The sequence below is a fragment of the Vibrio sp. 1CM23M genome, from assembly GCF_023161755.1.
Classification (GTDB): Bacteria; Pseudomonadota; Gammaproteobacteria; order Enterobacterales; family Vibrionaceae; genus Vibrio; species Vibrio coralliirubri.
Genome location: NZ_JALNTR010000002.1, coordinates 525,815 through 551,098 on the forward strand (window position 1 = coordinate 525,815; position 25,284 = coordinate 551,098).

Annotated in this window: 23 protein-coding genes; 10 read left to right on the plus strand and 13 right to left on the minus strand. The window is 44.7% G+C overall.

The features are described from left to right. Positions 1-20 precede the first annotated feature (20 nt). The 7 genes from MSG35_RS07720 to MSG35_RS07750 all read right to left on the minus strand — a co-directional run bounded on the left by MSG35_RS07720 (position 21) and on the right by MSG35_RS07750 (position 7,013). The gene (locus tag MSG35_RS07720) at positions 21-1,049 is read right to left on the minus strand and encodes a succinylglutamate desuccinylase (protein WP_248383589.1); all 1,029 of its coding nucleotides are present in this window, start codon (positions 1,047-1,049) and stop codon (positions 21-23) included. Positions 1,050-1,317: 268 nt separating this feature from the next. Then, on the minus strand, positions 1,318-3,114 hold the full coding sequence (locus tag MSG35_RS07725; protein ID WP_248383590.1) for a M3 family oligoendopeptidase: 1,797 nt from the start codon (positions 3,112-3,114) through the stop codon (positions 1,318-1,320). Between the two features lie 137 nt (positions 3,115-3,251). Beyond that, positions 3,252-3,869: an alpha-ribazole phosphatase family protein gene (cobC, locus tag MSG35_RS07730; protein WP_017090916.1), complete on the minus strand. Its 618-nt coding sequence runs from the start codon at positions 3,867-3,869 to the stop codon at positions 3,252-3,254. A gap of 9 nt (positions 3,870-3,878) precedes the next feature. Beyond that, complete coding sequence (cobU, locus tag MSG35_RS07735) at positions 3,879-4,481, minus strand: bifunctional adenosylcobinamide kinase/adenosylcobinamide-phosphate guanylyltransferase (RefSeq protein ID WP_248383591.1); 603 nt, start codon at positions 4,479-4,481, stop codon at positions 3,879-3,881. 9 nt (positions 4,482-4,490) lie between these two features. Continuing rightward, positions 4,491-5,297 carry an adenosylcobinamide-GDP ribazoletransferase gene (locus MSG35_RS07740; RefSeq protein WP_248383592.1) on the minus strand — a complete coding sequence of 269 codons (807 nt, stop codon included), beginning with the start codon at positions 5,295-5,297 and terminating at the stop codon, positions 4,491-4,493. Next, positions 5,297-6,343 carry a nicotinate-nucleotide--dimethylbenzimidazole phosphoribosyltransferase gene (cobT, locus tag MSG35_RS07745; protein WP_248383593.1) on the minus strand — a complete coding sequence of 349 codons (1,047 nt, stop codon included), beginning with the start codon at positions 6,341-6,343 and terminating at the stop codon, positions 5,297-5,299. The genes MSG35_RS07740 and cobT overlap by 1 nt, the downstream gene beginning before the upstream one ends. Before the next feature lie 58 nt (positions 6,344-6,401). Next, complete coding sequence (locus MSG35_RS07750) at positions 6,402-7,013, minus strand: flavin reductase family protein (RefSeq protein ID WP_052878273.1); 612 nt, start codon at positions 7,011-7,013, stop codon at positions 6,402-6,404. 664 nt (positions 7,014-7,677) lie between these two features. On the opposite strand from MSG35_RS07750, the gene MSG35_RS07755 reads away from it, so the two are divergent. Next, the gene (locus tag MSG35_RS07755) at positions 7,678-8,373 is read left to right on the plus strand and encodes an NAD-dependent epimerase/dehydratase family protein (RefSeq protein ID WP_248383594.1); all 696 of its coding nucleotides are present in this window, start codon (positions 7,678-7,680) and stop codon (positions 8,371-8,373) included. Positions 8,374-8,558: 185 nt separating this feature from the next. After that, complete coding sequence (locus tag MSG35_RS07760) at positions 8,559-9,932, plus strand: L-cystine transporter (protein WP_048611859.1); 1,374 nt, start codon at positions 8,559-8,561, stop codon at positions 9,930-9,932. 114 nt (positions 9,933-10,046) lie between these two features. Here the strand turns inward: MSG35_RS07760 and MSG35_RS07765 are convergent, their stop codons facing one another. Together MSG35_RS07765 and MSG35_RS07770 are read right to left on the minus strand one after the other, a co-directional pair. Further along, positions 10,047-10,439 carry a heme-binding protein gene (locus tag MSG35_RS07765; protein WP_248383595.1) on the minus strand — a complete coding sequence of 131 codons (393 nt, stop codon included), beginning with the start codon at positions 10,437-10,439 and terminating at the stop codon, positions 10,047-10,049. A 9-nt stretch (positions 10,440-10,448) separates the two neighbouring features. After that, positions 10,449-11,459 carry an aldo/keto reductase gene (locus MSG35_RS07770; RefSeq protein WP_248383596.1) on the minus strand — a complete coding sequence of 337 codons (1,011 nt, stop codon included), beginning with the start codon at positions 11,457-11,459 and terminating at the stop codon, positions 10,449-10,451. A gap of 132 nt (positions 11,460-11,591) precedes the next feature. On the opposite strand from MSG35_RS07770, the gene MSG35_RS07775 reads away from it, so the two are divergent. From MSG35_RS07775 to MSG35_RS07800, 6 genes are all read left to right on the plus strand, one after another. Next, positions 11,592-12,476 (plus strand): LysR family transcriptional regulator, encoded by an 885-nt coding sequence (locus MSG35_RS07775; RefSeq protein WP_248383597.1) that lies wholly within the window; start codon positions 11,592-11,594, stop codon positions 12,474-12,476. Positions 12,477-12,827: 351 nt separating this feature from the next. Next, complete coding sequence (locus MSG35_RS07780) at positions 12,828-13,589, plus strand: YdcF family protein (protein WP_248383598.1); 762 nt, start codon at positions 12,828-12,830, stop codon at positions 13,587-13,589. 476 nt (positions 13,590-14,065) lie between these two features. Beyond that, positions 14,066-15,538: an aerolysin family beta-barrel pore-forming toxin gene (locus MSG35_RS07785; RefSeq protein ID WP_248383599.1), complete on the plus strand. Its 1,473-nt coding sequence runs from the start codon at positions 14,066-14,068 to the stop codon at positions 15,536-15,538. Positions 15,539-15,756: 218 nt separating this feature from the next. Further along, positions 15,757-15,978: a hypothetical protein gene (locus tag MSG35_RS07790; RefSeq protein WP_017059142.1), complete on the plus strand. Its 222-nt coding sequence runs from the start codon at positions 15,757-15,759 to the stop codon at positions 15,976-15,978. A gap of 334 nt (positions 15,979-16,312) precedes the next feature. Beyond that, the gene (locus MSG35_RS07795; protein ID WP_248383600.1) at positions 16,313-16,963 is read left to right on the plus strand and encodes a DUF3299 domain-containing protein; all 651 of its coding nucleotides are present in this window, start codon (positions 16,313-16,315) and stop codon (positions 16,961-16,963) included. A gap of 49 nt (positions 16,964-17,012) precedes the next feature. Continuing rightward, entirely contained in the window at positions 17,013-18,569 is a 1,557-nt protein-coding gene (locus MSG35_RS07800; protein WP_248383601.1) for an amidohydrolase family protein, read from the plus strand. A gap of 141 nt (positions 18,570-18,710) precedes the next feature. Here the strand turns inward: MSG35_RS07800 and MSG35_RS07805 are convergent, their stop codons facing one another. The 3 genes from MSG35_RS07805 to MSG35_RS07815 all read right to left on the minus strand — a co-directional run bounded on the left by MSG35_RS07805 (position 18,711) and on the right by MSG35_RS07815 (position 21,413). Then, positions 18,711-19,661, minus strand: a complete 951-nt coding sequence (locus MSG35_RS07805; RefSeq protein ID WP_248383602.1) for an AraC family transcriptional regulator — start codon at positions 19,659-19,661, stop codon at positions 18,711-18,713. Positions 19,662-19,973: 312 nt separating this feature from the next. Next, positions 19,974-20,729 carry a hypothetical protein gene (locus MSG35_RS07810; protein ID WP_081228617.1) on the minus strand — a complete coding sequence of 252 codons (756 nt, stop codon included), beginning with the start codon at positions 20,727-20,729 and terminating at the stop codon, positions 19,974-19,976. 162 nt (positions 20,730-20,891) lie between these two features. Next, positions 20,892-21,413, minus strand: coding sequence for a DUF2058 domain-containing protein (locus tag MSG35_RS07815; RefSeq protein WP_010441213.1), 522 nt, complete (start codon positions 21,411-21,413; stop codon positions 20,892-20,894). A 415-nt stretch (positions 21,414-21,828) separates the two neighbouring features. Between MSG35_RS07815 and MSG35_RS07820 the strand changes: the two genes are divergently transcribed. Further along, positions 21,829-23,163: a sphingomyelin phosphodiesterase gene (locus MSG35_RS07820; protein ID WP_248383603.1), complete on the plus strand. Its 1,335-nt coding sequence runs from the start codon at positions 21,829-21,831 to the stop codon at positions 23,161-23,163. A gap of 39 nt (positions 23,164-23,202) precedes the next feature. Then, positions 23,203-24,153 carry a chromosome partitioning protein ParA gene (locus MSG35_RS07825; RefSeq protein WP_248383909.1) on the plus strand — a complete coding sequence of 317 codons (951 nt, stop codon included), beginning with the start codon at positions 23,203-23,205 and terminating at the stop codon, positions 24,151-24,153. A 4-nt stretch (positions 24,154-24,157) separates the two neighbouring features. Here the strand turns inward: MSG35_RS07825 and MSG35_RS07830 are convergent, their stop codons facing one another. After that, positions 24,158-25,192 carry an AraC family transcriptional regulator gene (locus tag MSG35_RS07830; RefSeq protein ID WP_248383604.1) on the minus strand — a complete coding sequence of 345 codons (1,035 nt, stop codon included), beginning with the start codon at positions 25,190-25,192 and terminating at the stop codon, positions 24,158-24,160. Positions 25,193-25,284 lie beyond the last annotated feature (92 nt).

Here is a 25,284-nt window from a genome sequence, read left to right on the forward strand (position 1 = left end):
CGTTCTAGTTCGACTAGGTATTAATCGTACACAAGCTGACCGTGGTCGAATCGTGTTTCAACTTCGCACACCATTAAGGCCGCTCGTTGACCGATAGCCACGTTACGATTTGGGAATACCACCGCTTCGTTTTCATTCTTCGCCATCAATGGCTTATCACCATCATGACCAAACACTTCACCGTGCTTGAATGCCGTAAAGTTCTCAACGTCATCAGAGAACATGAAATCAAAGTCATCGTGCAAACGAACAATGGTTCGGCTTACGCGATACGTAATGGTTTTCTTCGGCAAATGCTCTGGTTCTATTTCAGCAATCAGATTACGTATTGCCAAATCGAAAGCCGTTAGCTTATCAAGTTGGTTCTCACCAATTCTTGCAACCTGCCCTAGCTCCATTGTCAGTGCTTGCGCTTCAAAGTTTTCAGCGCTGTACCAACTGAAGGTGCTGGTTGGTGCATTAGACAGCAACACAGCTTCAACGTGAGCACTGTTGATGAAATCGAAAAGCTCCTTATTGCGTACTTCGTGGCGAACCTTAGGGCTCACAGCGAACGAGTAATGCTTAGACAAACGGATCGCACAGTGCAGATCTAAGTGCCAACGAGTAGCAGGTACCGTTTCCTTGTAAAACTCAGTAACCAAGTACTTAAGGTTCTTCGCGATATCCACTTCTCGATTACTTTCGTGCTGTTTTTCATCAAACAGACGGTTCATATTCACATCAAGAAAACGAGTATGCGCGTTGGTTGCTTCCGGGTGAGCAATGATGAATAAACATCTTGCTGTCACTACTTGGAAGCCTGTTTCAATATCCTCAATGAGCTTATCAATCAGCTCCATTGGTGAAGTTTCATCGCCATGAACACCTGTTGAAAAGATGATGTTCTTGGTTTCAGAATTGTACTCTGCGGGAACCACTTCCAATACACCGCGTTGATGAAGCTTAATTTGAACACCGTTACTCAGTACGGTCTGTCCTGCAACCACTTCTTGCTCAAGATCTAGGCTGTCAAAAAGAAATGATTGGCGAAAGAGGGTCTTCGTCATGCGCTACTCCTTAATTGCACGGCCGTATGTTAATAAATTGTACATAGAAATTGTGTTGCTAGGATCGCACTTATCAATAGAAACTCCGTTATCACTCACAAATACTACCCATATATTTTTGTATTACCTGCTGATTTTACTAACCGACATCTGTTCCAAATAACTTTCTCTATTTAGAGCAGTTTTTGGTTGCCTCAGGTTATCTCAGCAAGATAAGAGCCACGTAAGCTAACACAGCTCTTACCTGCCATGAACAGATTGAGATCAATTAATCTTCCTGATCGAGCAATCTTTCAAATTCATCGATTTGAACTTTGACCATGTCGATGCTTTGTTGCCAAAAATCCGCTTGAGTAAGGTCCATTCCTAAGTGCTTTTGAACGACTTCTTCCGCCATCATGCTGCCCGTATCACGAAGCAACGAAACGTAATCGCCGTAGAATTGCTCACCTTTCGCATCGCGCTGAGCGTAAACACCTTTACTGAACAGGTAACCGAACAAGTATGGGTAGTTGTAGAAGCTTACTTGAGAGATGCTGAAGTGCAGTTTGCTCGCCCAGAAGTAAGGGTCGGCTTCTGTCATTGCATCGCCGTACCACTCTTTCCAAGTCGTTTCCATCAAGTCACACAGCTGCTGAGCCGTTAGCTCACCTTGTTCACGCTGCTCGTAGAAGGCTTTCTCAAACTCAAAACGGACAGGAATGTTCACCATTAATGCCAAAGAAGAAGAAAGCTCTTCCCACAGCATTTCAAGTTTCTCATTACGTGTTTGTGCTTGCTTCAATAGATGGTCACGAACGATGTTTTCAGCAAAGATCGAAGCGGTTTCTGCTAGCGTCATTGGGTAGCGTGTTTGACACAACGGCATGTCTTTCATCACCCAATTGTGGAACGCGTGGCCTAGCTCGTGCGCCAATGTCATTAAATCTGAGCGGCTACCACTCCATGTCATGAACACAAGCGGTGTGCGTGTCGCAGCAAATTTAGTGCAGTACGCACCTAGACGTTTATTGGCTGCTGGAGCGGCATCAATCCAACCGTTCTCAACCATTAATGCGACGAAATCAGCCATCTCTGGATTTACTTCAGCGAAGGCGGTTTTAATCACTTCGATCGCTTCATCAAATGGGTAAACCTTAGATTCGCTGTCACCCAACGGTGGCATTGCTGCTAAATGATTCCAAGGCTTCATTTCATCGAGACCGTGAACTCTTGCCATCAACAAACCCGCTTTCTGACCAACAGCTCGATTTGCTTTTGCTACCGACATCATGGTGTCTAGCGTTTCTGGCACAATGCGGCTGCCGTGTAGGCTTGGATCTAAGAAATGTACATCGCTAATCTTCGAGCGCTTTTTGTTTTCAGTCAGTCGCCAACCCGCCAATGCATTTAGGATCGAAGCAAAAGACTCTTGATGCGTTTCCATCGCACCTTGAACCGCGCGCCATGCCGGTTCTTGTTTGTCGAATTCGCTGCCGTACAACAGGCTCGCGGCTTGTGAAAAACCTAGAGCTTCATCTTCACCGTCCAGCTTTAGCGATAGTTTTAAAGAACCGGTTAGGTTGTCGTATAAACGACCCCATCCGTCACGGCCATCAACCTTCATCGCAGCTAACAACTGCTCTTCAGCAACACTGAGTCGGCTGCTTGATAACTTACGTGAGCTTTCAATCGCAAAGCGTTGCCCTGCTACATCTGCGCTCTCATGCTCTAATACTGCATCGATAAATTCTGGTTCTGCGTGAATTAGCGTGTCTTCATATGGGCTAAACGCTTGAGACATTTCAGAGTTCAGCTTCGCTACACGACCAAGCAGAGCTTTGGCTTCTGTGTGCGTCGCGTCTACCGATGCGTGGCAATTAGCGAAGGTGTTGATCGTGCTCAGTAACGTGCCTGCCGCTTCAGAAGTTTGAATGGCGTTTTGCATCGCTAGAATGATATGACGCTTTTCAACGTGTAGGTACAACAGCTCAATACATTGTTGAATGAGTTCAATGTCTTGTTCGATTTTCGCATCATTAAGATCGCGATAAGCAATGCTTAGATCCCAACTCGGTGTTGTCATGACTAAATTCCTTTCACGTAGGTAGTAATACCAATCTGGTATAGCGACTGTTCACGCCGCTTTATACTTCTAATTACTTTTAATACTTCTAATATTTTTAGTAGATTGTTAATTCTTAAACTGTGTTTTTTGAACATTCAGAGAACAGGTAGCCCTATCGATTTAACGCTGATAAAGCTCTGCGCAAACTGAGTGATTTGAATATGAGTTATCGACGCGTTTTCTATCGATAGCTTCGAGTACAAACTCGGATTTTTCCAATCAATATCAAGACAATGCGCTAACAGAATGCGAATCACACCACCATGGGTAACCAACAATATATTGTCACTTGGATCATTCAAAAGTTGCGACCAAGCTTGAGTTACTCTGTCGTGGAAGCTCTGTAAACTTTCTGCACCAGTTAATTGATGATTAGCAGGATCTTGCCAAAAGGTTTCTAACATTCCCCACTTGTCTTCAAGTTCATCAAATGGGACACCATCTACTTCACCGAAGTTCATTTCCTGAAAGTCTGGTGCAACTGATAAAGGCACTGACATACGCTCTGCAAACAAGCTCGCAAGATCACCACATCGTCTGAGTGGCGAGGAAACCACACTATCAAAGATAATGTCTTGTTTAGCGAGAGCTCCACAGATCTGATATTGAAGATTAGAGTTGACCAACACGTCTGACAATCCGTTAAGTGCTGCTTCGCCTTCGACCTTGCCATGTCTTAATAAATAGATGTTTTTAGTTGTTCCATTAACCATGTGTGCGACCTAGCCTTGAGTATCAAGCAAGTGATTAGATGGTTTTAAGTGCAGCGGCAATCCGGCAGCAACCAGCGTGACGCGCTCAACGACACGAGCTAGCGCTTGGTTCATTCGTCCTGCATTGTCCACAAACAAGCGCGACACTTTCCCCAAAGGCACTACACCTAAACCGACTTCATTAGAGACCATGATAATTTGCGCCGGACTTTGCTCGACGCTTTTAACCAAGACTTCAACCACGGCTTCAACCTGTTCATTGGTTACATCATCACCCAGTTCAAAGATGATGTTGTTCAACCACAATGTTAGGCAGTCAATCAGCACCACATCTTCTTTCGCAAAAGACTGCAGTTTTTCGGCTAACTCGACGGGTACTTCATGCTCAATCCACTGCTCACCACGACGTTGTTGATGGTGCGCGATTCGTTCTCGCATTTCGTCGTCCAAATAAGTGGCCGTTGCAATATAGTTAAGGCGTCCATTTGAACATGCTTCAAACGCACATAATGCTTGTTGCTCTGCAAAACTCGACTTGCCAGAACGAGCTCCACCCAATACCAGATGGCTGTTTCGCTGTCTTGCTTGATTAGTTTGATTGGTGTTCGTCATAGGGAACCGTTATAGAAAGCCATTGTAAAATGCAGTAATGAATACAAGGTAAGTCAGCAACTCCATCAACTGTTGAGCAGCCCCCAAGCAGTCGCCAGTAAAGCCACCAATTCGAGCCGTTAACCACTTTTTGAAACCTGTTCTGAACAGATAGGCGACGACAGATAAAACCAAAGCGAATTCAAGACCAAACCACAGGCTAGGCAGCACGCCTACCAGCAATAAGAAGACAAGTTCGCCTTTGGTTTGCTTGTTGGCCAATGGTTTACTTTTACTGGTATCTAAATCGCTGACATAAGGCATGTCGTAGATAAGTGACGCAGCAATCGCGCGGCTAAAGGCATAGCTGGTCACGATAACCATAAACAGAGCCGTCATGTTGACCAGCTCATTCAACAACACCCACTTGCCAAGCAGAGCCATAACCAGTGCAGACGCGCCATAAGTGCCAATTCGACTGTCTTTCATGATGGTCAAACGACGTTCTAGAGTCATGCCGCCACCAATGCCATCCGCCATATCAGTCAAACCATCTTCATGGAATGCACCTGTGAGCATCAGGCTAAAACTCATCATCAAGAAAATCGCTACTGCACTCGGCAGTACCGCATCAAGTAGCAAAAACACACCGCCACATAGAGCACCTAGCAACAAACCAACCGTTGAAAAGTAACGACCCGAACGATTCATTCGCTCTGATGAATAGGGCATATTCTTCGGCATTGGCAAGCGAGAAAAGAAGCCCATCGCCAGTGCAAACAACTCCCACTGATAAGTGACTCGATCTTTCAACGATCCTTCTGGTACATCACTCATTAAACCGTGACTCCAGCACTTTCGAAGCTCGCCATGTTGTTATAAAACTCGGCTGCCGCACGAATAATTGGCATAGCTAGCGCAGCACCTGTGCCCTCGCCTAATCTCAATCCAAGATCGAGCAGTGGCTCAGCGTCGAGCAGCTCTAACAGAATTTTGTGTCCTGACTCTTCAGAGCGATGTGCGAAGATCATATAGTCTCGGCAGTTTGGTTCAATTAAAGTCGCGACATACGCCGCAACCGATACGATAAAGCCATCGACCAACACTGGTGTTCTGTTTTGGTAAGCGCCAAGGAAGCCCCCCACCATTTGAACGATTTCATAGCCACCGACTTGTGCGAGTACCTGTTTAATATCTTTAACTTCATTCGCATCTAAACCTTTGCAACGCGCAACACCTTGCTCAACCACAACCACTTTACGTGCAAGCTGTTCATTGTTGATGCCAGTGCCTAGGCCAACACACTCCGCTGCAGCACGATTCGCTAATGCACTTAAGATCGCTGATGCGCTGCTGGTATTTCCGATACCCATTTCACCAAACATTATGATATTCGTGCCATTCGAAATGGTTCTAGATACAAGCTCTGTACCCAGTTCAATCCCGCGTTCCACCGTTTCTAAACTCATTGCCGCTTCATTGGCAAAGTTATTGGTTCGCGTACCCAAACGCTGAGAGATCAACATGTCACTGTCTGATTCCACAGGCAACAATATCCCCGTGTCGACTACCGTGATATCGATATTATTCACCGCACAGAAGCAATTGATCGCCGCGCCACCGCTTAAGAAGTTCAACACCATCTGTTGTGTTACCGCGCTTGGAGCAATACTCACGCCTTCGTCAGCAATGCCATGGTCGCCAGCAAAAATGATGATACTTGGCTTGTTCAATTCAATGTGTTCGACCGCAGCTTCTTTGCCTTGGCTCTGAATCAATGCCAGTTGATGTGCGACTTTTTCGAGTAAACCAAGGGCACCGAGTGGCTTGGTTTTTTGGTCAATTCGGTGTTGGATGTACTGCGAGTATTGGGTATCTAACATAGTTTTTAAAAACGCTTATTCTGGGTACGTTGATTTAGGGACTGCTACTTAAGGATTGTTACTTAGGGCGTGCGACAGAGAACACATTGGAAAGCGTCGCGTATTCACCGCCACCAAGTCGAGACAGTGGGTCCAAGGCCAACGCATCAACCTTAAGACGTTCACTCTCTTTGTCGATCACGTCTTCGGAAATGTACACGGTTTCGACTTGAGCAAAGATAAGGCTTTGTGGCACTTCTCCAACCTCTTTTACTTCGTACAAGGTGCATCCAAAAGCGACCGCGCACTCTTTCAATCTCGGTAAAGAGAAGCCTTCAAACTCAACCAGGTCAATGTTATTCGCGGTGACTTCCGAATCACCATGTTCAAGGGTAGCTGCTGTCGCCGTCATGGTTTCGGCAGAACTTGAAGAAGCAATGTGAATCACTAGCTTACCCGTTTCTAGGGCATTACGAGTGGTATCTTTGATTTCGCCGGACGGCTTCTTCCCAACCGATAACATCAGTAACGGCGGATTACTAGAAACAGGCGTGAAATAAGAGAAAGGCGCGAGGTTGTACTCTTGGTCAGAAGATTCCGTCAATGCCCACGCAATCGGGCGAGGAACAACGGTTTGTGTCATCAGGTGATAAATCTGAGTGGGAGCAAGAGTATCAAGCTTGAGGTTCATAGCACGTCCTTGGTCTATGTGAATTACGACTCAGTTTACGTGTTAAGCAAGGCTGTATCTATGGCTATGTGGCAGAAACCGCAGAGAGTGTTCTTAATTTAAACAGATCACACTGGTTTTTTCTCAAATTGACAGTCAAATTGACGAACCCTAAAACACAAATAATACTGATAATAGATTTATCAATAACTTACATTTTGGCATCGTTTATGCTTTATCTAAAGTACTTGTTAATCTCTCCATTGATAAGTACCCATACAGTGAATGCCCACAACACTAACGCTACACAAAGAAAGACAATCGATTGAAAGACAAAACAGAACAACGATTTAGGAGGTGTAATGATTCCAAACTCAAGTAAAAGAAAACCAAATAAATCAAGTAAGAAAACCAGCAAAAAGGTAAGGAAAATCCCACTATCCTTCACCTAGAAAGCAGTAAAGTAAGTAACAAAGCCCGTCGCCCAGCGGGCTTTGTTATTTTTAACGCCGTACTTATGCTTCAGACCGTACTTATGCGTCGAGCCAAACTAAATCATCTCTTTTTCCATTAACAGGCGACTCCCCACATACTACTGACCACTCGTTTAACAAACTTTTATTCGCTTAAAATTCAAACACTGTTTATATTAAACAAGCACTTGTGGAGTGAATAAGGGATTAAAATGAGCATTGCTGGAGACAAAACATCGGTTGTTGTGGCTGGTGCAACAGGGTTAATTGGTCATCATGTGATGAAGTTGCTCATCAATGAACCCGCCGTTGATCATATCTATGCCCTATCTCGCCGAGCGTTAGATTCACAGTTTGATTCCAACAAGCTCCACACACTCATTCACAGCGACCTGCAAGTTACCAGTTGGGATGACACGAATGCGACGCCTAAACTTGGCGTTATCTGCTTAGGTACGACTAAGAAAAAGGCAGGATCAAAAGAAGCGCTTCGCAAAATCGATGTGGAACTGGTTAGCCAAGTCGCACAGTCGATGAAGTTTCTTGGGGTTCAACGCGTAGCGGTCGTTTCTAGCTATGGCGCTTCACCAGATTCCTATTCGCACTACCTTCGCTGTAAAGGACAAATGGAACAAAATTTAAAACGTATTGGCTTCAAGCAGCTTTTCATCGCACGCCCTGGGCCTCTGGTGGGTGAGCGTGATGAACCTAGAGCTGATGAAAAACTCCTGCAAAGTGTCTTTCCTCTGCTGTCTCCATTTTTGCTTGGTAAGTTCAAAAACCTACGCCCTATTCAGTCGGAAGACGTAGCCAAAGCAATGTTGTTCCGGTTATTCGAAAATAATTTCCAAAATATCGAAATTTACTCGTCAAGTGACATGCTCAATTTATTGGCAAAATATCGCTAAAAAGCTCACCTATTCATCACAATGTTGAATATCCACCCATCCTATTGAGTGGATATTACTAATCGTTCTAATAAATTACTTTTCCTTATTTTACGTTTTGTTACAGGTCGCTACTGTAGCTAACAGTATTCGCGCCCATATATCTAAGCGCCCTATCGATTTAAAGAAATTCATAAGGAAAACAAATGTCATTTTCAGCTATCGCTGCCTTAGCGGTATTCACTGGTATCCTCTTTTTTCTCTACGGACAGCAGAAAAAAGAAAACACACTTTCTCGCCTCGTTTTACTCGGTTTAGTATTTGGTAGCGCATTTGGTCTTGGTCTACAGCTGTTATTTGGTGAAGGCAATCCGGTCATCAACGAAACACTTGATTGGGTAAACATTGTTGGCCGTGGCTATGTTGGCCTACTGAAAATGGTGATCATGCCATTAGTATTGGTTTCAATGATTGCTGCGGTAGTGAAGCTTGAAAAAGGCGGTTCACTAGGCAAGATTTCTGGCATCACCATTTCTGTACTGCTAGCAACAACCGCGATTTCTGCGATTGTTGGTATCGTTGTGACTCAAGCATTCGGCTTATCTGCTGAAGGTTTAACAGAAGGTGCTCGCGAAACAGCACGTATCGCAACACTTGAAAGCCGCATCGGCAGCGTTTCAGATCTAACAATTCCACAAATGCTGATTAGTTTTATTCCGACTAACCCATTTGCAGACCTAACGGGTGCTCGCTCTACCTCTATCATCGCAGTGGTTATCTTTGGCGTGCTAACGGGTATCGCTGCTCGTAAAGTGATGGCAGAGAAAGAAGAACTAGAATCTCCAATCCGTACGTTCGTTGAAGCGGCACAATCTATCGTTATGCGCTTAGTTAAGATGATCATGGCACTAACGCCATACGGCATCGCAGCGTTAATGGCGAAGGTAGTTGCAACATCAAGTGCTTCTGACATCCTGAGCTTATTGGGTTTCATCGTTGCATCTTACGTTGCGATTCTACTGATGTTCGTTGTACATGGTGTGTTGGTTTCTTTTGTTGGTGTAAACCCGAAAGAGTACTTCCAAAAGATCTGGCCTGTACTGACGTTCGCTTTCACGTCTCGTAGTTCTGCAGCAACGATTCCACTGAACGTTGAAGCTCAAATCACTAAGCTAAACGTGCCACCAGCGATTGCTAACCTGTCTGCCTCTTTCGGTGCGACGATTGGTCAAAACGGTTGTGCGGGTATCTACCCTGCAATGCTAGCGGTAATGGTTGCGCCTACGGTTGGCATCGACCCAATGGACATTAACTTCATTCTGTCTCTGATTGCTATTATCACAGTGAGCTCATTCGGTATTGCTGGCGTAGGTGGCGGTGCAACGTTCGCGGCACTTATCGTACTTCCAGCTATGGGTCTTCCTGTAACGATTGCAGCACTGCTTATCTCTATCGAGCCACTTATCGATATGGCACGTACGGCGCTCAACGTATCTGGTGCAATGACAGCCGGTACGATCACAAGCCGCCTATTGGGTAAAAAAGACAAGCAACAAGATCTGGAACAAGCGAACGCTTAATGGGTTCGATTGATTCAAGCACTTGAATCTCGTTAAACAAAAAAACCGATGCCCATGCATCGGTTTTTTATTATCTGTTACTTCTAATTTCAATTACTTCACAAGCAACGGCACTTAGAACACAAGTTGAATGACTTTTTCGGCAAGTGCTTCATCGTCATCTTCACTTAATCCGCTGATACCAATAGCGCCAATCATCTGCCCCTTTAATTCAATGGGAACACCGCCTTTAAAACCAGTGATCTTAGCGTCGGTCCAGTAACTTAAGTCTTTACCGGTTTCTCTCGCCCAAGCCCCTAAGTTACCACTTGGCTGTCTGTCTCTTGCAGACGTATAAGCTTTGTTCTGTGCTAACAATCCGGCTTGAACACTCACATTATCCATGCGAATAAACGCCAGTAATTCACCGTGCGTATCACACACGCTCACTGCGATTGCTTGTTGATTATGCTCAGCAATGTCGAGAGCGTTAGACACCAATTGTTGTGCGATCTTTTGATTCAACATACTCATTCCTTACGGCAGTGCTTGACCACGTGAGTACACGTATAGGTTGTACCACTCTTCACGCGACAGGTTTATCTGAGTCGCGATTGCCGAAGCTTTGATTCGCTCTAGATTTGTGGTGCCAATTACAGGTTGGATACGAGCAGGGTGACGAAGCAAAAATGCTAACACAATCGCTTCACTTTCTACGTCATATTGGTTCGCTAACTGAGCCACATAGTGCGCTGTCTTTTTCACGTTCTCGTGTTCTGAATACAAACCTTGCTCAGCAAATCGGCCTTGTGCCAAACAACCCCAAGCTTGCAGTTGGATGTTATTCATTTGGCAATGCTCTAGCGTGCCTGCGGCGAAGTCTGATTGATGGTGCCCTTGCGAGTTAATCATCACCCCATCGTTCAACCAATCCAGTTTGGCCAAGCTCATCTCAACTTGATTCGCGACGATAGGTTGCCCTAGCGCAGATTGCAGATACTGAATTTGATGGCTGTTCATGTTCGACACACCAAAGAAATCGACCTTACCTTGCGTTTTTATGTTCTCTAACGTTCTTGCTAGCTCATCGAGTTCCATCAAAGGGTCAGGGCGATGCAATAACAACACATCAAGCTTCTCAGTGTTCAAACGGTCGAGAATACCGTCTACCGATTGGCCTACCCAATCAGCCGAGAAATCATAACGACCAACATTGCCCTCGCCTTCAAAACGAATCCCACACTTAGATTGAATGAACATCTGCTCTCGCAGTTCAGGCGCTTGTTGTAATGCTTGACCAAAGGCTTGCTCAGCTTTGCTGAAGGTATAGATATCCGCATGGTCGAATAAGTTAATGCCCGATTCTAGTGCGGTGTCGATTACGCTTCGTGTTTGAGCAACATCCGCACTCGTCACTGGACTATCATTCCAGCCACCACCTAATCCCATGCAGCCATAGGCAACTTGCCCAACATTCGGCAGATAATTTGATAATGGAATACTCTTTTGGGCATTCGTTTTATTTGTAGATCCAATGCTGTTCGTCATATCGATTCTCACTTAGAAGATTTGCTGACCAGAAATATGCCTCTATCATATTGTTCTTTTTAAAAAACAGAATATGCTAGTTACGAAATGATTGTTTGATATGACGAACAATAGATTGGTAGGAATGCGCGAATGAACGAACACAAAAGAATAGAACGACTGATCCTGTTTGTAGAACTTGCTCAGCAACTCAACTTTACCAAGGCAGCCGAAAAGCTCGGTATCTCTAAGAGCTACCTTTCTGAGCAGATCAAACGTTTAGAGAACGATTTACAGTGCCCGCTTTTGGTCAGAACCACGCGCAGTGTTCGTTTAACCCAAGAAGGCGAACGTGCGTTACAACAAGGCTTAACGATTCGCTCTCAAGTCTTACAGCTTGAACGCAGCGTTTCAGAGCAACATGACATCGTAAAAGGTCTATTACGCCTCACCGCGCCAAAGATGTTTACTGAGGTATATCTATTCGATATCTGCCAACAGTTTAGGCAACACTATCCAGAAATCCGCTTCGAGATAAACAGTAGCTACACCAACTTTAATCTCAACCAAGATGATATCGATATTGCGTTTCGTGCCACTAATACGCCACCTGACAACATGGTGGCGAAACACTTGATTAGCTATCAGCATGATTTAGTCGCGACTCCCGGCTATCTTGATCAGTTTGGCCGCCCCAACAATGCCAACGACTTAAATGACCATCAATGCTTAGCAACGCTGCACCAAACCGAGTGGCCTTTAAAATCGGCAAATATTGATGTGTCCGGTTGGCTTTCAAGCAATGACAACCACTTGCTCAAACAACAAGCTATGGCAGGCAGTGGCATCATCCGTATTGCAAGTTATTACGTCGCAAAAGAGGTCGAGCTTGGAGAATTAGAGCGAGTGCTGCCTGATGAATGTCTGCAACAAGGCAACAGTATTTACCTTTTCTATCCGCAAGTTATTTATCCGGCAAAGAAACACCAAGTGTTCGTTAAATTTGTTCAAGCTTACTTTGATAATTTAAGAGGTTGAAAACTTAAGAGCTTGATCATTTAAGAGCTTGAAGATTTGTTAGTTTAAGAATATGAGAGCTGATCTAACGATTTGAAAAAATGAGAAGCCGAGGAACAGATAAACTAAATAACACGAAATAAGGTATATATACCGCTCTTGGCTTATAGACCTATATTTAGAATGGGATTATCGAACAATAATAAAGCTATTTTGCGAATGCTCTCATCGATGATTGTGTTTAATAGAAAGAAATCGTGCATTTGTTCAATAATACAATGAGTTACCTATGAATGATTAACATAACTGATATATGATGCACCGCTTCAGTATGTCACATCATCTTGGCACCAGTTCGATAACAGGATCCTCATGAGCTTTATTATATTATTACTTCTTCTGCTATTCGTAGGCTTTACACGTTTACTTCAGTGGCGAAAAACCTCTCTGTTTTTATCTCTTGTTCTTATATCGTCATTTGTGTTGATTGGTTCAGGCTTAATTCCTCGTTATTTACTGAACGACCTACAAGCCGATTACGAAAGTAAGCCTGACATCCAATGGTCTGACAATAACGCTATTGTTCTTCTGGGTGCGGGAACGCAGTTAATTAAAAGCACGCAAGAGTTCGAGCCAGCCTTTTTCTCTTTTGGCCGAATCAGTGAAACAGCCAGCCAATATAAAGATTGCGCCAAAGCCCAAACCACATGCAAAGTGATCATCAGTGGTGGCGATGCACAAAATAACGGTGTTACCGAAGCAGAAGTTTATCAACAACAATTGCTCAGACTTGGCGTTCCGATGGGTGACACCATTCAAGAGCCAAATAGCGTCAACACTTGGAAGAATGCACAGCTCACTAGTGACCTAATGAAGCATCATAAATTCGACAACATTGTGTTGGTTTCATCTGGCCTGCATATTCGTCGTAGTGAACTCTACTTCAACCACTTCGGCTTGAATGTTATTCCAGTAAGAGCCGACTATATGGCTGCTCAAATTTCATGGTTGCCATTGTGGTACAACTTTGCGGTCACAGATTTTGCTCTGCATGAGCAGATTGGCTTTGCTCGTTACAACATTTACAACTTTATGGGGTGGAACAGCAAACGCGAAAAGCCAGGTGATGCTTAATCTCTACCAATTAAGTTAACTCGAACAATTCAAAATGCAGCAGCAATCGAACGGTTGTTGGCTGCATTTTTTGATCTTGCTTATCACAACATCCCTCCTTATTTGGCTTACTCAGTACTTCCCCCTCCTTTAAGCAATAAACCTCTCTAGTCCATCTTGCTGGCCTAAATTTTCCAAGCCAACATACCAAATAGCGAGGATTCAAAAACAGAAACGTTCAACAATTAATCACTATAGATTGGATTGTTGAAACTAATTGAAGTCATCAAGATAAGTCTTTATCAAACAACAAGTTGATCAGTACAACCTCCTGATATCTATAAGTATTTATTTTCAATTCATTTCAGTATTTTTGGCATTGTTTTATATGACAAAGTACACACCGCTAGAGTCCCTCGGCTTTAAATCAATACCCATAAAACTAATAAATCGAATTAAATAAAATTTGCCAAATAATGGCACTTAGGAACTTATTCATGCTTAACGTCAGTAAAACTATTCTATTTAGCACTGCCCTATCGTTAATACCTTTGACGGCTCATTCAAAAATATACTCAGACCAAATTGTCTTAGACAAGCTTGGGGAAGATGTTTGCCGTTCCGACTATCGCCCACTTACACATACCGAAGCACAAGAGCACAACACAGCACTTATCTCTCGTATGAATGTGTGGGACATTGCTGGCCTTAAAAATGACTGGGTGATCATGGGGTCTGGCTACCATGGGCTCATCAAACAAGGACAACCCAGCGACAATACTTGGTGCTACCCCAATAACCCAGACGCCGGTCTCCCTTACTACGAACCGCAAGCCATCGAAACGAACAATAACCTTGATGTTCAACGCGCCTTAGTCAGCGACAACACAAACTTTATTAGACCACTGAGTTACTTGGCCCATAACCTGGGGTACGCTTGGGTTGGAGGCGATAACGCGCGTTATGTCGGCCAAGATATGGCAATAAAACCGCTAAACAATGGTTGGGAGATTAAGGGCAATAACGATGGAAGCTGTGCCGGTGATCGATGTAATGAGAAGACAATCATCACTGTTGATAACTTCGCTTACACGCTCAATAACACATCGTTTTTACACGGCTCTATAACAGAGACCGACCAAGAGCTGATTGAAACCGTCTCGGCTTATGCAATCAATGATAGCGCTCAACCTAAACAAATCGTCGTCGACCTTCATTTTGAGCAATCCACACAATGGAGTAAAACACAACACTTCGACCTTGCTGATTCAGTCGTCATTGATGAGACCTTTCACTGGCCACAAGTTGGAAAAACAGAGGTAAGAGTCGCGCTAGAAGAAGGCCAGCGCTTCTCTGATACCAATAATGGCTCTCGCTTTGAGCCGACTGACCTACAAGCCATCATCACAGTACCAGCGAACTCAGTACTTCCCTTTCAGGTTGAGTTCTTGCGCTCTACCATTTCATACCCATACCGTATCAAAACGAGCATGAGTTACGACGTGAACTTCACAGGTTTCCTCCGTTATAGTGGCAATGCGCTAAACTCACATCCAACAAACCGCCCGACTGTCTCACACACCTTTACTATGGGAACCACCAGCGAAGATCAAGCCAATATTCGTTACCAATGGGATCACCGCTATATTCCTGGAGAGATGAAATGGTGGGATTGGAGCTGGGCAATCAACACCAATGGACTGAGTAGCATGCAGTACGCCGCAGGTGCCAGTGTGCGTCCTTTCTACACCTATGTTTCAGGCCAATTTAGTGCGGAGTCACAATATTCAGGAATGATCGATATTGGTAGCGAGCACTCTATTGATTCATTTAACGCCATGACACCTTCAGGCGATTACACAATCTACTATGCGGGTGACATCAAGGTTCTGACTGACTTCGATCGTGCGGCTCTAGCAAAGCTGGGTTATAACAGCGCTCAGCTAACGATTACCCCAATACAGCAATAACGTCATAGAAAGTGTCATCTGTCATACCAAGCCCTTTGCGTCTGCTCTGGGCTTGATTCATCTTACATTCTCTCAGTCATTCATCTGCATTAGTCTCTAAGCATTCACTTTCTGAATCGTTTTTCATTGACTTAAAAATGAAATCATAACGACACACTAATTTGCGTAACTTAGGGTGCAAATAGGCAATCAGATTACAGTGCCTATCAGGAGGATGTATGAAACCAAATCGATCTACGGTACTCACTGGACATGTAAAACACTGCCCATGTTGTTCTACCGAACTGGTCATCAAAGACCACATTCACGTTTGCCCGCGCAATGAAATTGGCGACTGTTACTTCGATGGCTACGACCAACACGAACAGCGCGCGAATACCGATTTTATCGATCATGCAAGTGCCAATGACAGCCTTGTTTACGGCATGTCAGAACATTAGCTAGCGAACGAACGAACGTCAATCAGTCTCAATTCCTGTTCAAATGTAAACAAGCCCTGATGCTCTTTCTAGTTAAAAGCGCATCAGGGCTCTTCATTTATTACGCCCTTTTATTCTTCAATGAGCCCTTTTCCTCCCTATCAGAATGCCCATCCACTCTTGGCGCAAAGTGACCTATCTGTATTTTCAGTGGTTGCTATTATTCACAGTACGAATTACGGAGAGCAAATCAATAGGATTTGACCAAGCTTCGATACTTACTATTCGTTTAAGTTGATAGCGAATAGCTGAGACATCGCGAACGACCTTACGACAACGCTGGAGAATCCATCAGATGCTATTTCGATTTAGTTCACTCTTTACGACTCTGTTACCAGGTTTACTGCTTAGCTTTAGTGCTATGTCGTCAACCATGGTGATGTGGGAAGACCTGATTCCGCCGCCAACAAAAGAAGTCGCGCTACCCGCGTTGAATCAAGATCAAGTCTCTAACCTATTTGCCGTTTTGAACTATCAGAAAACAAGCCTTAAGCGCGAGATGAACTCTGAAGAGACAGAGCAATACGAAGCAAGCAAGCTCGCATTAAGTGAATCTGGTTATGACGCTGATGAATTACTGGTACTGAGAGAAGAAGCACTGGCGGTAGAACACATTCGTTTAACAACGGTCAACACCGACCTCGAACTGAACGATGTGACTATTCCGGGCTTTGTTGTTCCGCTTGAAATGGACGGCATGTTAACGACGAAGTTTCTTTTGGTACCCATAGCAGGCGCGTGTATCCATACCCCGCCTCCGCCGGCAAATCAGACCATTATTGTCGATATTGATGAAGGGTTCCCACTTCAGGATCTTTACAGAGTCGTTATGGTGTCGGGAGATATCGCCACCTTTGAACAAGATCTACCTATCTCATTCATTGATGGAACCGAAGTGATCAGTACGGGTTACTCAATGGCGGCGCATAAAGTCAATTACCCTTAGTAATTCGCCAACTTTCAATAACGTATTTATTTTCAATAGGAAAGCAGTCATGAAATCATCCATTCGCTCTGTTGCGTTACCCATAGTCTTAATTGCGTCAGCAGCTAATGTTTACGCAGAAAGCTACGACGTTGTCATTCAAGGTGGCCATGTTATCGACCCAGAGACAGGTTTGAGCGATGTACGAAATATTGGTATCAACAAAGGTACCATTGAAGCGATCACTAAAGATTCAATCACGGGTAAAACCATCATTGATGCGAACGATCACATTGTCTCTCCAGGTTTCATCGACCTCCATCACCATGGTCAAAACATTGCTGGCTATCGTATGCAGGCACAACAAGGTGTGACCACTGCCCTTGAATTAGAATCGGGGATTTTGCCTATCGGTGACTGGTACAAAGGACAGGCAGAAAAGAACCTGCCGATTAACTATGGTGCATCAGCAGCGTGGACATTTGCTCGTATCGCAACGTTCACCGACAGTGAGCCACAAGCCAATTTGCAGTACTTTCAAAGCATGCAAGGGCTCGATAACTGGAAGCAGAAAATCGCGACACCAGAGCAGCTAGAAAAGATCATGGCATACGTTGAACAAGGCTTAGACGAAGGTGCAATCGGGATTGGTATCAATGCGGGTTATGCGCCTGGCTATGGTCAAAAAGAGTATTATGCCCTTTCTAAACTTGCAGCAGAGCGCGACGTTGCGACTTACACGCACGTTCGTTACGCCAGCATGATGGAACCAGGAAGCAGCTTTGAGGCTATTCAAGAGCTGATTGCGAACTCTGCACTGACTGGCGCAAAGATGCACATCAACCACATCAACAGTACCTCACTGCGCGATATTGACGCCACATTAGAACTGTTCGATGAAGCAACAGAGAACGGTTTCCATGTTACAGCCGGCGCTTACCCATGGGGAGCAGCAAGTACGGTGGTTGGCGCGGCGATGTTTAGCGGGCCAGAATGGAAAGAACGTTTAGGCTATCAAGAAGAAAGTATCCAAATGGGTACCGAACGCCTAAATAACGAAGAGCTTCTCAAAGCACAGAAAGAACAACCGGGCTCAATCATTAACTGGCACTTCTTAGATGAAGCGGTACCAAGTGAGTTGTCTGCACTGGATAAGTCGATCATCCATCCCAATGTGTTGATTGAATCAGACTCTATGCCTTGGATGTTGATCGAAGATGGCAAGGTAAGCTATTACGATGGTGATGAGTGGCCAATTCCAAGCGAGGCATTTGCACACCCTAGATCGAGCGGTACGTTCACTAAGATCTTAGGTACGTACGTAAGAGAGCGTGGTTTGCTTTCTATGGAAGAAGCGATTCGCAAAATGAGTTACATGCCTGCAACTGTGCTTGATGGCTTCGTTCCTCAAATGGAGAAAAAAGGCCGTATCCAAGTGGGTATGGACGCAGACATCGTTATCTTTGACCCAAAAACAGTAGCGAACAAAGCGACATACCAAGTACCGGCTGCGATTTCTACAGGCATTGATACCGTGTTAGTTAACGGTCAGTTTGTGGTTCAAGATGGTGAACTTGTAACAAGTGCAGCCCCAGGACAAGCTATACGTCGCGACACTAAGAAGTAAGGTCAATCGAACGTTAGAGATTAGATAACAACTCAAAGTTAGATTAAGTCAAAAGTAGATTAAATCAAACTAAAGCCAGCCCCGTCCAAACTACATTTAGACCGGGCTGGCTTTTTGTTTATCCGTTAAAACATATCTAAACTAGCTGGTTTGCTTTTGATATTGCGCCGGCGTTTTTCCCAACCACCCTTTAAATGCTCGGTTAAAGTTAGATAAGTCGGTATAGCCACATCGCCATGCTGTCTCGAAAGGTGATGTGTTGGCTTTAAGCAACCGCTTCGCCACCTGACAACGAGCCTCATCTCGCAACCCCCTAAATGTACAACCATGATCAGTGAACTGCCTTTGTAGAGAACGCGACGAAGTTCCAATCAATGAGGCAAGCCATTGAATGTTAAACCACGGTAGAACCGCGTAGGTTTGTACCAGTGCATTAATTACCGTCAACCAATCACTGTCTATTAGTTTATCTACTGGGACAAAATCCGCTGACAACGGCACTTCAATGGCACCAAACGCATGATCGAAACGGAACGCTTCTAGATTCTCAGCATCGGTAACATCTCTCGCCAAGTGGTCAGGAAAACTCATAAACACCGAGTTAGGCTCCCAATGATTACCCAAGAACATGCGACACAGCGAAATATAAGCAAAGGTTCGAAACCATTCTGCTTGGTCATAGCCGGGTAACGAAGGATGGTATGAGCCTCGGTGACACAAGTACCACTTGCCATCAATTTTATCGACCCAAACCATCATGTAGTTGTTTAACGTCGGCATCATTTCAAGCAAATGATGAAGTGCATGTTCTAAGTTTTCACATCCCGAGAACTCAGAAACTAACTCAGGCGAGATTTGGTCAAGCGTGATTAACCGCCCCACGTCAAACCCAACATTCTTATTGGTTTGTTTGACCATTGCACCAAGAAAAGCCATCGCTTGATGAGAAGACAACCAATACTCTTGGTCTTCAATATCTTCAGGGAAGTCGTATTCAGCCGCAATTTTTCGCCACTCAATCCCCTTTTGTTCAAAGTAAGCTAAGAAGGGAGCAAGGTTGTTTGAATTACTGATATTAATAGGATTCTGCATTAAGCGATTAAAACCTTAGAGACTATCTATTAACGACTATAGCGTTAATTGTTTTTCGATGTGAACTGTTACCGAAACATTGAGGAGTACGCTGCGAAAAAGTACGCTGCGAAAATACACTGCAAGTGATAAGAGCCACGTAGACGTGCGGGCATAGATCTTTGATTGAATGGTTTTGGGTGAGTAGATGGAAGAAGCGTACAAGGGGTGATATTAAAACAGGTTGCGGAAAGTGAAGGAGTAAGATGAGAAACTGAAATTGAATGAAGCCTCCATGCTTCGGGATTTTTAATCGTTAAATAGGTGTAGGTTCTAGAAGTAAACCTTATAGAAAACCCACGCTACCGTGTCATCAATATCGATTTTTTTCGATGTAGATTTCATGCTGCCATTGGTGTTTTCAATCTTAAATTGCCCCCAACGAGTACCATCGCTCGACAAAGGCGTACCCGCAGTTATTGAGCTTTTCAGTAATGAGGTTTCAATGTCACCATCCATGTAGGTGTACTCAGGTGAAAGCATAAAGTACGTGCCATCAGCACCCGGCTTCCATGAGATATACGCCGCAGCCATACCACCGAGTATGTCGGTCTTTTTTTCACCCATCGAAGATGCAAAATCACTGTCATAATCGCCCGCTAGTACGCCCACTCGACCGAACAGAGTTAGGTTTTCTACGTCCGGTTTGATCATCACAACTCCGCCCAACGCTGCAGTCGTGAACTGAGTATTGTCGATGATATCAATCGAGCCCGCCGCTGACGGCATAACAGGGTTAGCGAAATTCATAACATGGAAATATTGCAGTCGGCTGTCTTTGTATTTTCCGTCTTGGTCCATGGTTCCTTCGATGGTACCCATCGCCATTTGACCGTTTTGTAAACCATAGCCAATAGAGCCCGACAGTTTCACGTCGCCTTGGTTACTAAAGCCTAAATAAGCGGATGTGTTAACAGCGGTCAGGTTCGAAGGATCAATCACTTCTTCATTAGAATCTTGTGCGTGAGCTAAAGTGATGCCAGCGCAAAACAGAGTGGTTGCGAAAGCAATTTTGGTGCGTTTTTTCATGTGTGTTCTCCCGTATTAAGGGGACGCACTATAGAGGTTTGCTTAGGTTTATTAAGGTCATTTTGCGCCAAAAAAAATGCAGCGCCAATCGAGTGATTGTTCGCTGCATTCTTAGATCCTGTAAACTTAGCTAGCCATTAGAATGGAGCTAGGTAAAACGGATTACCACATCAGATCATCTGGGATCACGAAGTCTTTGTACGGGTCATCTTCGTCTACTTCGTCTGTGCTACCTGCCTGCGTATCAACGATAGATTCTTCGTCGCGCATAGCAATCTTGTTCGCTACTGCTGTTGGAATAACAACATAGCTCTCGCCTTGACGAGCAATACTTAGAATGCCTTTACTTAGTTGCTTTTGAGTCAGCTCTTCTACGTAAAGATATTTAACTAGCGTACCGTCGGTGAAGTTGTATTTGATCTCACCGTTCTTCTGTTCGATCTTATTCATCTCAATCAGTTGCTTCACTTGAGCTTTAATTTCTTTGCTCAACTGCTGTTCTTTCAACTGTTGGTTTAGCTCTTTGTCTTTCGCTTGCTGCGCCAGTTTAGTTTCTTCAGCTGCCGCTTTTGCTTCACGAGACTGAACGCGAGACTTTTTAGAGCCTTTCTTCGCCTTCTTTAATTTTTTCTCATTTACCAAGCCAGCTTTAAGCATCTGCTCTTGGAGTGTTAACTTTGCCATGACTTTCCCAGTTCAGGATTAAAAACGGTACTATCATACCTGTTTTTAAGGTTTCTGTTTACTGAACAAGAGTAAATTACAGAACAATCGCAAAATTTGTGCTGATAGATCTAAGCTGTCGCCATAATCCCTTCTAGTTGCTCACAACCTCTGCTCTCCCCCAACAAACAGTTTTCGTTTAAGCACGCCAACATTGGCTGATCCACAGACTCGAAAGCATTAACTGACTCTATTATTCGCGCGCGTACCATTTATCATTCCAACAAGACAATATGTTAATTTTCAATGGTTAATCAATTTTATAAAACCTTGGCATATATCTCATATTTGAATAAATGCCATAGAGTTATAACTCCAATGTCATAACTCTTGACTACGTTATTCTAGACATCAATCAATAAGGATAACGTAAACGATGAAAACTCAATGGACTTGGTTAGCTGCACTTGTGGCATCCACATCAATCGCTTCAACCTCTGCCATAGCAGACACCGACGTGTATCTCACCAATAACACCAATCAAGTGATGACGATTCAAGCCAACCACACCGGTACCGACCTGCTTCAACTCGGTGATGAGTGGCAACAGCATGTTGAACAGATTGGCCCTTGGGAGACGAAGAAGCTGATCAGTTTCAATCGCTGGACTGGAGTAAAGTCTGGGGAGACCTATGAGTTTGACACTGTGATATCGAACGCTGTGGGCGAGAGTGTCACGCTCAACCAAACCATGAAGGGACATTGGTATAACTCGACACTGCAACATGGTTTGAGTGCCGCAGACGTCAACCTAACGTTGCATGACGATCGTAATATTCATCGCAGCACAACCGATGCCTTCGGGATCAACGCAGAGCTAGCCCTCAAAGCCGATTCTACAGCGCGCTACGATGATATTTATTACACCATCACCCCTCCAAAAGTGGATGAGCAACCAGAGCCGGATGCCAATACACTCAAGGTCATGACCTACAACATCTGGGCGTTGCCTGCCATCGCTTCACATATTGGTGACCGCTATGACCTGCTCCCTCAATACGTAAAGGGCTACGACGTGCTGGCGCTTCAAGAGGTGTTTGCCAACGGCCGAGATGAGTTCTTGCGTGAGCTTGCGAAAGAGTATCCTTATCAAACCAAAATGCTCGATAAAGATGGGATTAACATCTATGACGGCGGCGTAATCATTGTCAGCCGCTATCCTATCGTTAACGAAGCTCAGTATGTTTTCCCGGATTGCACGGGCACAGATTGCTTTGCTGATAAAGGCGTTAACTACGCCGAAGTGATCAAGAATGGTCAGGCTTACCATGTATTCGGCACCCACACGGCATCATTCGATACGGACACTGCACGTGACTACCGACAACGTCAATTCAAGCAGATGCGTGCACTGTCTCAATCTCTGAATATCCCGGCATCAGAGACTGTGATTTACAGCGGTGACTTCAACGTGAACAAGCTCAAGTTCCCAGACGACTACCAACAGATGTTCGCTAACCTGCAGGCTGATGAACCAACATACTCTGGTTACACCGCTTCTACCTTTGACCCACGCATCAACAACTTTGCGGGTGAACCTATGTCGGGTGGTGAGAACGTTGAGTATCTCGATTATGTGGTAGTGAGCTCGGAATATGCCGCTAAAGCGCATAACGACAATCGTGTGGATGTCCCAAGATCAACAAGCAGTGAGTTATGGAAGCACTACAACCTTTCAGACCACTTCCCTGTTAGCGCCGTCATTAAGTAACTCGGTGAACCAAGAATGCATCGAGTTATCTTAATCCTCATGCTCGTCTTAACGGCGAGCATTATTGGCTATTCGTGGTCATCAAAAACGAACGAAACAGCGCTATCTTCTGCTCAACACACAGAACCTAAGCCGCGTGTTTCTACGACAACTGCTGACGATAATTTCACACCAACTACAACCGCCAGTTCAGAAAATGCAGCATCACAGAGCAATCAATCCCAAGCTGAGTCATCGGGCGGGGAAACGAATGCTGAAAACTTGACTGAGCTTGAAGGCAAGGCTTTGCTCGATAAACTCGATGGGTTCTGGAAACTTTGCCAACAACGTGATGACTGTGCAGAGCAACTCGCGCGATTGAAATCGGAGTTGCCGAGTATATGGTTTGAGTTATTGAGCGACTATCCGCAGCTATCAGTCGACTGGCAATTAACCCAAAGCACTATCCCTCTTGAATCCATAGAGACACTTGAAGAGCGTGTTGCCCTATTCAAACAATCTGCACAGCAAGTATGGGGCGAGTTGGCCCACCAGCTATTCGCTGACCAGTTTGCTCATCTGGATTTTACGCTCGACGCAAACACCCTTGAAGAGAACGAAGCGAGCCAGTTTTTGGCCAACTATCAAGATTTGCTTAGTGAATGGCAAAACAATACGGGCACGTTAAACGCCGAAACACAGCTTCAAAAATATGAACTGGCAGTCTCTTTGATACCCAGCAGCTATAGCCCTACTGAAGTAGCATCAGTCAAAGCCGACCTCCAAGATGCCTACTTAGATGAAGCGCAGGCCAGCAACATTGCCGCGCGAGAACAACAAGTCGCACAACAGCAACAAACCGTGATGAGTTATCACGAGCAACTGGATCAGCTCATAGCGACCTTAGACTCTCAGCGCTCCTCAAGTTATGCCACTTGGACTCAACAAGATTGGGACAGTTACTATCAGCAGCAAGTCACCGATTTCAGGGAGCAGTTCTTTAGAAAGTAACGCCTTAACTTAAACCATCACGAAACTGCGCGGGCGTTTTATTGAGCCACCCTTTAAACGCCCTTCTGAAATTTGCAGGGTCGCTATAACCGAGCCTTTCACCGATGTCATCAATGCTCATGGTTGTGCCGAGTAACAGCTCTTTGGCCAGTTCCACTCGAACTTCGGTAAGCAATATTTGATAGCTGGATTCATGAGTAACCAGTTCTCGCCTGAGTGTACGAGAGCTACAACCAAACTCATCCGCGAGTTGTTCTATAGTCGGAAAGCTGCCTGCAGTTTGATAAAAGATCGTTTTGATCTGGTTAGTCAGTAGATGCTCAGAGTCCAACGTTTCGACTATCGACTGGCAAGACGCAAGATAGCGCTTCAGTGTCGCTGCATCATGAGTCAATAAGGTTTGCGACAAAACCGATACATCAAAACGCAGTTCACAATGGCTCTGCTCAAAAACTACAGGGCACTGGAAACGGTCGTCATAGAGCTTGGCGTAATTAGTGCGAGCATAAGGCAAACCCAAAGTGTGAATATCCAATTCATGACCATTCAGCTCTTTGAACAAAGAGACGATTGAACTTAAGAAATACTCACTGCAGAAAGGGAGCAGATTGCCCACTTCCAAGGTGTTCTCAATCTGAATCACTGCTTGCTCGGAATCTAGAAACAATTTAACCGAGAAGATAGGTCCATTCAGGCGTAAATACTTGAAGCCCGACTTGATGGCCTCCCCGACATTTTGGCTGGTTGATAGTGCATAACCCAACACACCAAAGTGGCTCAAGCTAGCGTGTTCTCCCAACCAAAGCCCCAAGCCATCGTGAGGAAAGCTCTGATTAGCCGCGCTAAACAACGAAAGCTTGTCAGCGTAAGTCAGTTTTCCATTCGGATCTCGCCAATCCATGTTTGGCAAACCCACATCATTGAGTAGCCTTTCAATCACAACGCCTCGCTGCTCTAGCGTATTCAACAGCAGCGCGATATCTAGTGTACCCAACTGATGCCGATGCTCGGTTGGCTTATACTCCGCGATAATCTCCAATCGTCTCTCCTTATATCGAGCCCATTCCCATCAACATGACTACTCACCTTCAACAGCACATGCTGACAAAATCGTGATTGGTAAAGTGCTCT

Bases quoted from the DNA above. Each gene is read 5' to 3' on its own strand.
- MSG35_RS07805 (WP_248383602.1), bottom strand. From the start codon at position 19,661: ATGCAGAATCCTATTAATATCAGTAATTCAAACAACCTTGCTCCCTTC.
- MSG35_RS07720 (WP_248383589.1), bottom strand. From the start codon at position 1,049: ATGACGAAGACCCTCTTTCGCCAATCATTTCTTTTTGACAGCCTAGAT.
- MSG35_RS07740 (WP_248383592.1), bottom strand. From the start codon at position 5,297: ATGAGTGATGTACCAGAAGGATCGTTGAAAGATCGAGTCACTTATCAG.
- MSG35_RS07795 (WP_248383600.1), top strand. From the start codon at position 16,313: ATGCTATTTCGATTTAGTTCACTCTTTACGACTCTGTTACCAGGTTTA.
- MSG35_RS07800 (WP_248383601.1), top strand. From the start codon at position 17,013: ATGAAATCATCCATTCGCTCTGTTGCGTTACCCATAGTCTTAATTGCG.
- MSG35_RS07785 (WP_248383599.1), top strand. From the start codon at position 14,066: ATGCTTAACGTCAGTAAAACTATTCTATTTAGCACTGCCCTATCGTTA.
- MSG35_RS07780 (WP_248383598.1), top strand. From the start codon at position 12,828: ATGAGCTTTATTATATTATTACTTCTTCTGCTATTCGTAGGCTTTACA.
- cobC (WP_017090916.1), bottom strand. From the start codon at position 3,869: ATGGTTAATGGAACAACTAAAAACATCTATTTATTAAGACATGGCAAG.
- MSG35_RS07725 (WP_248383590.1), bottom strand. From the start codon at position 3,114: ATGACAACACCGAGTTGGGATCTAAGCATTGCTTATCGCGATCTTAAT.
- MSG35_RS07820 (WP_248383603.1), top strand. From the start codon at position 21,829: ATGAAAACTCAATGGACTTGGTTAGCTGCACTTGTGGCATCCACATCA.
- MSG35_RS07765 (WP_248383595.1), bottom strand. From the start codon at position 10,439: ATGTTGAATCAAAAGATCGCACAACAATTGGTGTCTAACGCTCTCGAC.
- MSG35_RS07810 (WP_081228617.1), bottom strand. From the start codon at position 20,729: ATGAAAAAACGCACCAAAATTGCTTTCGCAACCACTCTGTTTTGCGCT.
- MSG35_RS07825 (WP_248383909.1), top strand. From the start codon at position 23,203: ATGCTCGTCTTAACGGCGAGCATTATTGGCTATTCGTGGTCATCAAAA.
- MSG35_RS07775 (WP_248383597.1), top strand. From the start codon at position 11,592: ATGAACGAACACAAAAGAATAGAACGACTGATCCTGTTTGTAGAACTT.
- MSG35_RS07770 (WP_248383596.1), bottom strand. From the start codon at position 11,459: ATGACGAACAGCATTGGATCTACAAATAAAACGAATGCCCAAAAGAGT.
- MSG35_RS07750 (WP_052878273.1), bottom strand. From the start codon at position 7,013: ATGAACCTCAAGCTTGATACTCTTGCTCCCACTCAGATTTATCACCTG.
- cobT (WP_248383593.1), bottom strand. From the start codon at position 6,343: ATGTTAGATACCCAATACTCGCAGTACATCCAACACCGAATTGACCAA.
- MSG35_RS07815 (WP_010441213.1), bottom strand. From the start codon at position 21,413: ATGGCAAAGTTAACACTCCAAGAGCAGATGCTTAAAGCTGGCTTGGTA.
- MSG35_RS07790 (WP_017059142.1), top strand. From the start codon at position 15,757: ATGAAACCAAATCGATCTACGGTACTCACTGGACATGTAAAACACTGC.
- cobU (WP_248383591.1), bottom strand. From the start codon at position 4,481: ATGACGAACACCAATCAAACTAATCAAGCAAGACAGCGAAACAGCCAT.
- MSG35_RS07760 (WP_048611859.1), top strand. From the start codon at position 8,559: ATGTCATTTTCAGCTATCGCTGCCTTAGCGGTATTCACTGGTATCCTC.
- MSG35_RS07755 (WP_248383594.1), top strand. From the start codon at position 7,678: ATGAGCATTGCTGGAGACAAAACATCGGTTGTTGTGGCTGGTGCAACA.